Below are 8,345 nucleotides of genomic sequence, written 5' to 3'. Positions count from 1 at the left end.
TTCGGAACCGCCGTATGCGACCCACGCTTGTACGGTGGTGTGAGAGGACGGAGGCCGCGAGGCCTCCTCCTACTCGATTGTTTAAGTTGAAGTTCGCCCTGTGGTCGAATAAGTCCCGGTCGTGCGCGACCCCGGTTGATCGCAAGCCCGGCCGTTCCGCCATTACATTAAGCCCGAATCGAAAGACTCGGGCTTTTTCGTATGCGCTGATAGATCATAAATGATTTGAATTGCTAATTAGTCACGTAGCTGATTGACCAATCCATTTTGCTCCCATTTGGTGAATAATTGCCAAATGGTATTTGAGTGGGCACATGAAAAGTGTTGTTAGGGGCTTCTAGTTCGTTACTCGCATTTATTTTCGCTCCTGTTCCATATATGGCCTCTAAACCAATGTCATTAGCGCATATTCCTCCGGAAGTAAAAGCGTTTCTAGTTAGGCATTTATATTCTTCTGAGTAAGAGGTATTACCATCCAGGTGCTCCAACATTCCCAAGGCTGCATTAATAGTCCAATACGTGTACTCTGTAACCATGCAAGAGTAATCACAAGTTGGATCAGTGTACGTATACCATGCATTAGGGTGAGCTGAATAATCCCAATTACAATCATACTCGACAAAGTTACCGAAAGGTGTTGTTACAGTATCAGTAACACATTGATTGGCTGAGGTAAGGTTTTTTGCTACATCATCACGAGCCAGGTCATTAGCCCTACCTACGCCCGAGCCCGATAGAGAGTTATAGTTCTCATCTTCACTAAAGGTACTTGGGTGAACTTGCGCATACCCCACATGGGTAATCAAATGAAGAATCTCTTCGTAACTTGGGTCTCTTTTATCATTTTGATTAAAGCAAGATGAAAATGTAGAGTGCGAACTATCGCATAAAACCATTTCACTTTCATATAAAGCTTGTGATGATGAATCATCAGCAAATTTTGTTGCAACATTGCTAGGTAGCCTAGAGAGTAAGTCCATCATATAAGACTCGTCTTCATTTTTTAAAATAAATAATGAAGCGCCAACATTAGATAAATGATTAGTTACTCTATCATCATCCCAGTTACCGTCTTGATTGTTATCAAGATAGTTAGCTGTTATATTTGCGGCATGTAATAGATAATCATTTGACACTGACATGTCAGCATAAATAGTAACAGGTACAACATTACCACCTGTGATTTTGATGGTTTTTAATACAGCATTTGCAGGGACTTCTGATAAAGTTGCAGCTGATGATGAGCTACCACTACCACTACCACAACCACCCAAAACAAATAATGAGGCTAATGATATGATGCTTAAACGACTCAAATTAAACACTAAAAAACTCCTCTACATGTTGTAGTTCTATGATGCAATCTTACACATATAAAAATATCCAAAGATCAATAGTTTATTGTTAATTTTGTGATGTGGCGACACGTGTAGATATAGTAAATGTTATGGTTACTTTTTCTCTATATTTGATAGCTGGTTCAATGACTTAATCGCTAACAGGGTAACTCTCTCTAATTGTTCCTCCATTGATTCTGTCTTAGAGGATTTATTTACATCTATATCTTCTGTATGCTCGCCAGGCTTTATGTCCTCAGATTTTTTATATGGAGATTGTTTCATTCTATCACCTGCCAGCATAAATGAATTTCAACACGTTTTCTTGGTTTAACTGGATGGCCTTGTACTATACGAGAGTAGAGGTGAAAAAAGAGTAAACTACTATTATGGACTAGATAGTTTGTTGTAGCGCTCTTATAGTTTTATTTAGATGTGATAAGGGCAGACTGGCTGCCCCTTATTTCCTTACAGCTTTGTAATCATTAGCATGCCATCTCCAATTGGCAGTAGGGTTGAATATACCCTTTCATCTTTCGCTAGCTTGTCGTTTAGATGTCGAAGAGCAGTAATATCTTCGTCAACACGCTCTGGTTTAGCGACGGTTCCTTTCCAGAGTACGTTGTCGATAATTATTATCCCTTTTGGTTTCAACAGCTTAATGGCCTTTTCGAAATAGTCATCATAACTGATCTTATCAGCATCAATAAAAGCCATATCGAATGTGCTCTTATTCCCTTTTTCTATAAGCTCAGAAAGAGTTAAATTGGCATTGCCTAATTTTAGTGAGACCTTGTGGTCTACTCCGGCCGTGAGCCAATACTCTTTTGCAATAGCTGTCCATTCTTCACTGATGTCGCAAGCGACAATACGTGCACTATCGGGAATGACACGTGCCATAACAGTCGAACTATAGCCAGTGAAAACCCCCACTTCAAGTATCTTCCGAGGTTGCAGGCATGCTAGCAAGGTGCGAAAAAACTGTGCCTGATCTGGTGATATCATCATTTTTCGGCCAGTTTTCTGATAAGTAACTTCCCTTAATTCTTTTAAAAGTTCGTCATCTTGATCGTTGTGCTTACTGATGTATTTATTCAGTTGGTCATCAAAGTTTAAATATTTCATTCGGGTGTACCATATACTTCCATGAAAAGTTTTTTAGCTGTTTTTGGAGTGTTAATTCCAAGGTTGGTATGTGAGATGGGAATGGTTGTGATTCGTTGGTTTTTACCCGCAGGTGTGGCACCAATTGCTGGTATTCCGAAGAAACGTTCCCGTCCTTTTTGACCTTTCCCGGCTAAAGCTTTGTCGACTGTTATGATTAAATCTGGATTAATTATGATAATAGACTCAGGTGTCATTGGCTTAACACCCTCAAAGCTTGCTGGGTTGATAATGCCTGCCATAGCCAGTAAACGATCAACAGGTGTCTTCTGACCTGCAATAAGCAGACTATTTTTTCCATATAGAAAAATCGCTTTTTGCGGTTTTTTAATCGATTTTTTCAACTCTTTAAGTTCATTAAGCTCCTTTTCTAATTGGTTAATGAGTACGATACCTTCTTGGCTTTTACCAAGTGTGAGGGCTATTAAGCTGATTTGTTGCTTTAGATCAGCGATGTTGATTGCCTGTTTAAGAATAAGCGTTTTAACGTTAGCTTGTTCTAGCTGACTGTTTAGTCTGCGGTTTAAGTATTTATCATCGCTTATATACAATGTTGGGCTAAGTGATAAGATGCCTTCAACGGATAAGTTACTTGGATGGCCTAAAACTGCAATGGCTTTTGCCTGCTTGGGGGATGTGCTGGTTTTATCTGCGCCGACAACTTGGCCGCCAGCACCAAGTGCGAAGACTATTTCGGTGATGTTACTGCCTGAGATAATGATGCGCTCACTGGCATAAGCGACTTGAGAAACGAGTAGTTGCCATGCGAGTAAGGTGGCGCCTATTAACTTAAAATGGTTCATGTTGAGCTACCGAATAAAAGCCCTTTCCAATTAAGGAAAGGGCGGTTGATTAAAAGTTATATGCAAGATTGATATTGATGCTTCGGCCTTCTTCGTAGTACTCCGCTTTGCTATCAGCTCTGCTGTCATTTTGGAGGGCGTAGGCTTCGTCAAAGAGGTTCGTTACTGACATAGAAAGAGTGAGATCTTCGAGTTTGGCTGGAATATATTCCGCATATACATCAACTGTGGTCCAAGCTGGAACACTCTGGCGTTCATTTTCAGGTATAGGAACAAGCTCACCGCCTGCTTCTGTGGAAGCTGTTGGAACACGATGACGTTTAAGGGCATGAGTTGCCTTACCACCAAGGCGCCACTCTTCATCAAGCTGGTTTTCAATACTGACAACAATCTTGTCCGATGGCATATCTGAAAGGTATTGGCCTGTCTTCAGGTCTTCACCAATTGTTACTGCATATGATGCAGATGTGATCCAGGTATTGAATTGATATTGGGTTAGTATTTCACCACCGCGTAGGCGGATTTTGTCTCTATTTACTTTTACTCCATCTTTATAATTAGGATCGGAATAGTCAGTACCTATGTAGTCTTTGATATCATTTTGGAAGATGTTTACTTTTGCTAAAAGCGAATCATCATCTGTAAGTAGGGCTTTGTTTTTAAAAGTTAAACCGATTTCTTTATTCTGAGAACGCTCAGATTTGAGGTTTGGATCGGGTTTGAAACCTCGGCCAGAAGTGAATAGCTCCGATAAACGAGGTGCAGTCAACGCTTCATCATAAGCAGCAAATAAGGCAAGTTTTTCGCTCAATTGCTGGTTAAGGCGTAGCCCTGTTGACCATTGGTTTTCGGTTCTGCCATCACGAAGTAATGCTTGGCCCTCGAATTCAGCATTGCTTGATTCAACATAAAACTCGTCGTATCGAAGACTAGGAGTCAGTGTAAAACCGTTGCCCAGATCCATTTGTGCGTTGATCCAAGTGCCAAGTTGGTGGGAATTGGCTGATGGTTCACTCTGGGCTGATTCATCGATCCAAGCGCCATCCTCAAGCGTACCGATTTCGCCTTTATGTGACGTGAAGTGCCCTGATACGCCGTAATGGAGTAATGTTTCTTCAAATACATTATTTAACTGGCTGTTGTTTGTAAGAATGAAACCATAAGAATCATCTGAAATCTTCTGGGTATCTGAAGTTGTTACCTTAGTTTCATCAGTATATTCCACAGTATAAGTATCAACTTGGTTGATATATACATTCGCATGGAAGTCGACTAGATCGTTGCCTAACGCTTCGTTGCTATAAGTTAGTACAGCATTGGTATAGTCGCGGCTGTTGTAACCATAATCTTGTCGGACCTGATCCCATTTTGATTTGTCGATATAAATACTGACTTCGAGGCGTTGATCTGATGAAAGATCGTACCCTGACTTAAAGAGATAAGATTGCTCTTCACCACCTGTTTTGTAATAGGTGTCACTACCATCACGCTGGTAACCACCGCCAATACTATAAGGGTTGCGGGAACTGTCAGTAGCAGAAAATAACCAGTCAAAATTGTTATGAAGACCAAATAAGGACCCGGAAAGTGTTTGCTGTTCATTGTTGCTTCGAAATCCGGTGTTAACCAAGCCGCCAAAAGATGCGCCGGGTTTGAGAAGATCATATGCTGAAATGAACTCAAGTTTGACGGCTCCGGCCGCAGCACCTGATGAAGTACCGTTAGTTACAGTGGCACTTTTCAGATAATTAGGGTTGATCGCCCAACTACCTTTTTTAGAGTGGGAATAGCTTTGTCTTGCACCATCAATAGTTACATTTACATGATCTTGGTCTAGACCTCGAATCGAGATGCTTTTGACACTTGCATTCGGCCCGCCTGTTATCTCGACATTGGGAGAACTTTTAAATACATCAGGAATAGTTTGAGCATTACTATTTCTGATCTCATCCCTAGAGATAATGTCTATAGACTGTGTGGTATCAGATTCACTATCTATACTGCTGCCGATAACCGTAATTTTTTCTAAGTAAAAGGTGGGAGTTTCTGTTTGGGCTTGTGTTGTACTACAAACTAAAGCAGTACAGATAGCCAAAGAAATTTTACTTCTTAACATGATTACTTTCTCATTGATAATGATTGTCATTTGCATTGCTGGTGATGGTAGTTTGGGATGTGTGAAAAAAATGTAAATTATCAATAAGAAAAAATGATGGGGCGGGATCGTCGTTGTAAGGTATTAGCGAGTGGATGATTACAGAGTCAGATATCTTTCTTTTCATGTTTTTTTCATATTTATTATCAGATACTTATTTTCATATAACTATAAAAAGATGAGATGATATATTGAAAGATAAACAATATTGGGTTACTGCACTATTATCATCATTTACGATGGCAGTAATAATGTCGGGTATTATATCGGCATCAAAAATGGGGTTTAATTTAGATTGGCTTTATTCTTGGCCTAGAAGTTTTATTGTCGCCTGGCCATGTGCGCTTATCCTTAATTTGACAGTGTTACCGAGAATACGTCAATTATCTTCATGGATTTGTTCACGCTGAAGATTAATAACTTTTTATAAATATTAGGTCAGAATATGTTGATTTCAGAAAACCTGATTTTATTAAATGGTTAAAGAGTGAAAAAAAAGTGAAAGTTATTGATGTTGATAACACATAAAGTAGATCGCTTTTATTTATCATGCTTAAAGTAATATATTGCATCTAAGTTGTTAGAAGCAATTTTAGCAACTTATTTTACAAATTAGGTATAATAGGTATTAAACATGATAAAAAAAACACTTGTTGCCAGCCTGTTACTAGGTAATTTTGCATCGGCTTATGCAAATAATATTGTTGATGAATATCAACAACAACTCATGTCTAGTATAAATTATAACGAGTCTTGCTATGTCAACCCAGCCAATTCATCGGTTAGTGACCAGTTGTCTGAATGTGAGAGCTATTGGTTTTTTAACCTTAGTGGTTTAGATGCAGAAAAGAGAATAGCTGTTACAGGTGATTTCCTGGGGATTGGGATCTCGTCTTCATTTGTGTTAGTAAATAAGCCACTATCAGAGAACGAAAGAGTTATTACAGCGGTAGATGAATTCTATGCCCCAATGATGGTTGATTTGATCGATAGTTCTGTTGATGGACTAACTAACGCACCAACCGTTGTTGAAGAGATAAAATCATCTGCTAGAAGCCGTAGATCTACGGTTTCTGGGCCGGAAACGTCTTCTAGTACACAGCCTAGCACTTATTCATGGAAATTCAGGCAGGTGATTCCGCTCAAGAAAACCGTTTTCTATGATAAACGCTATGATGTAGCGATTCTAGAATATGAAGTGGAAGCATTCTCTCGCTTACCTATTTATGATGAGCTAGGTAATTCAAAATATGGGAACCCAAAATATGTTAGGGCAACTTTAGTTGGCGGTACAGGAATTAGCTTTAATGTTGATAGACGTGGTCTCGACTATAAGGAAATACGATCTACCCGTAAAGCGCCACATCAAGAGATGTTTTATAAGTATCGAGAATATTTAAATAAAGTTACTATATCAACTAAATGGAATGGTGTTCAGGCAGCTGTCTTCGACTCCTTCCCTAAGAACAATGATCGTGATCGCACAGGTGTTACTTATAACTCAAGTGTTCAATTTGGACTTGGAGTCAGTATACCTAAGTTACCTATCAATAAGCTCGACTTTAGTTCAACAAAATCACTAACTTTTGAAAACGGTGATTTTTTTGACTATACGGCGAATACAGGAATGCACAAGCATCATGTAACATACAGTAATAAGGAGTTTGGTTCTGATTATGCGAAAAAGACAGGGTACTGTGAACTAATTGGCAATGCAAAAGGATGTTGGAAGTACACATCAGGTATAAACCCACCGTTACCCTCATTTCCATTGCTATATAATACACCATATAACAATGGCTTCGTACCTGATTATTCAGTAACATATGAAGTGCCTCGTGATACTGCAGGAAAATCTCTATTTCAAATTACGAGTTCGATAGAGGGAATGGCATTGCAGGGCTATGCAAGAGCTTGGTTTGCTAACCTATATTACAATGGTACTGGGGGCAGCGACGGAGAAGACTACAAACTGAATACCTACACTAAAACGCTTTCTCTGCGTATTGACTGGAATAACCCGATATTCACAGGGGCAGAGCCCAGTATTATTCGGGCAGCCTATGGATCCGATAATATCCCACAATGCCTAACGGCTCTTGAAGGTAACTCAATTGCCATTTCAGAATGTAGACCGAATACAGATGAGCAGTTGTTTATTTATACTCCAGATTTGCAATTTGTATCTATTTCTAATGACAATAAATGCCTTGATAGTTCCAGTGATGTGTTAGAACTTAAACCCTGTGTTGTATATTCCAATAATAGCCAAAGTTGGTACTGGGGTGTAAATGACAGTGGTGTAAGTGCTAGTTCAAATGCTGTTCTTTATACGGAAGCATCTGATGGAATGTTTAAGGTTCTCTCTCCAGCATCGTCTGGGGCCGAAGGGATAAAGATTATGAGTACTGACTCAGTGTTAGACGCTGGTAATATACTTCCTGACTCCAAATTTAACACTCTTAAAGGTCGATATAAAGCTTCGGCAATCGTGGATGTTGGTGCAACAGAGTAGTTTTGCCATTTTTTGATGAGAAGGTAGTGAAAATTAGGTTGTGTCAAGTTGGCGCCTACACTATCTTCCTTTTTATTGTGTACTTGGTATGTACGGTTGTATTAGTCAAGTAGCTTGTATATTCAATATACTTATCCAGATGCTTCCTCAAACTCAATAAGTGCTTCTCGATACACTGATATTAGTTTTTTAGCATGTTCTATCTGACCATTACTTATTGCTACAATTATCTCTTCTCTTATTTCAAGGATGCTTGCCTGTTTCATTGTCGATGAGTTCACCTTTCCACCTTATGTAGTGGTCAACAGATTCCGGACATTGTTTTAAGCTGATTTTCGGCATTAACTGGCGACAGCCCATCATTGGCTTGG

Annotated in this window: 8 protein-coding genes; 2 read left to right on the top strand and 6 right to left on the bottom strand. The window is 39.4% G+C overall.

The window, feature by feature from the left end:
- Window positions 1–233 precede the first annotated feature (233 nt).
- The 5 genes from BIT28_RS00490 to BIT28_RS00475 form a co-directional block, all read right to left on the bottom strand.
- Complete coding sequence (locus BIT28_RS00490; protein ID WP_139310414.1) at window positions 234–1,325, bottom strand: hypothetical protein; 1,092 nt, start codon at window positions 1,323–1,325, stop codon at window positions 234–236.
- A 126-nt stretch (window positions 1,326–1,451) separates the two neighbouring features.
- Entirely contained in the window at window positions 1,452–1,622 is a 171-nt protein-coding gene (locus tag BIT28_RS29440; protein ID WP_175577469.1) for a hypothetical protein, read from the bottom strand.
- A 183-nt stretch (window positions 1,623–1,805) separates the two neighbouring features.
- Window positions 1,806–2,462, bottom strand: coding sequence for an O-methyltransferase (locus BIT28_RS00485; RefSeq protein ID WP_075761682.1), 657 nt, complete (start codon window positions 2,460–2,462; stop codon window positions 1,806–1,808).
- Window positions 2,459–3,304, bottom strand: coding sequence for a heme/hemin ABC transporter substrate-binding protein (locus tag BIT28_RS00480; RefSeq protein WP_075761681.1), 846 nt, complete (start codon window positions 3,302–3,304; stop codon window positions 2,459–2,461). The genes BIT28_RS00485 and BIT28_RS00480 overlap by 4 nt, the downstream gene beginning before the upstream one ends.
- A 49-nt stretch (window positions 3,305–3,353) precedes the next feature.
- Window positions 3,354–5,450 carry a TonB-dependent receptor domain-containing protein gene (locus BIT28_RS00475; protein ID WP_217696604.1) on the bottom strand — a complete coding sequence of 699 codons (2,097 nt, stop codon included), beginning with the start codon at window positions 5,448–5,450 and terminating at the stop codon, window positions 3,354–3,356.
- Window positions 5,451–5,650: 200 nt separating this feature from the next.
- Between BIT28_RS00475 and BIT28_RS00470 the strand changes: the two genes are divergently transcribed.
- Together BIT28_RS00470 and BIT28_RS00465 are read left to right on the top strand one after the other, a co-directional pair.
- The gene (locus BIT28_RS00470) at window positions 5,651–5,869 is read left to right on the top strand and encodes a DUF2798 domain-containing protein (protein ID WP_083651678.1); all 219 of its coding nucleotides are present in this window, start codon (window positions 5,651–5,653) and stop codon (window positions 5,867–5,869) included.
- Window positions 5,870–6,093: 224 nt separating this feature from the next.
- Entirely contained in the window at window positions 6,094–7,974 is a 1,881-nt protein-coding gene (locus BIT28_RS00465) for an RICIN domain-containing protein (protein ID WP_075761679.1), read from the top strand.
- 131 nt (window positions 7,975–8,105) lie between these two features.
- On the opposite strand, the gene BIT28_RS30145 is transcribed toward BIT28_RS00465, so the two are convergent.
- Window positions 8,106–8,240 carry a hypothetical protein gene (locus tag BIT28_RS30145; RefSeq protein ID WP_281251540.1) on the bottom strand — a complete coding sequence of 45 codons (135 nt, stop codon included), beginning with the start codon at window positions 8,238–8,240 and terminating at the stop codon, window positions 8,106–8,108.
- Between the last annotated feature and the right edge of the window lie 105 nt (window positions 8,241–8,345).

This window comes from Photobacterium proteolyticum (genome assembly GCF_001939735.1).
Lineage (GTDB): Bacteria > Pseudomonadota > Gammaproteobacteria > Enterobacterales > Vibrionaceae > Photobacterium > Photobacterium proteolyticum.
This window is presented reverse-complemented; position numbering and strand designations above follow the sequence as displayed.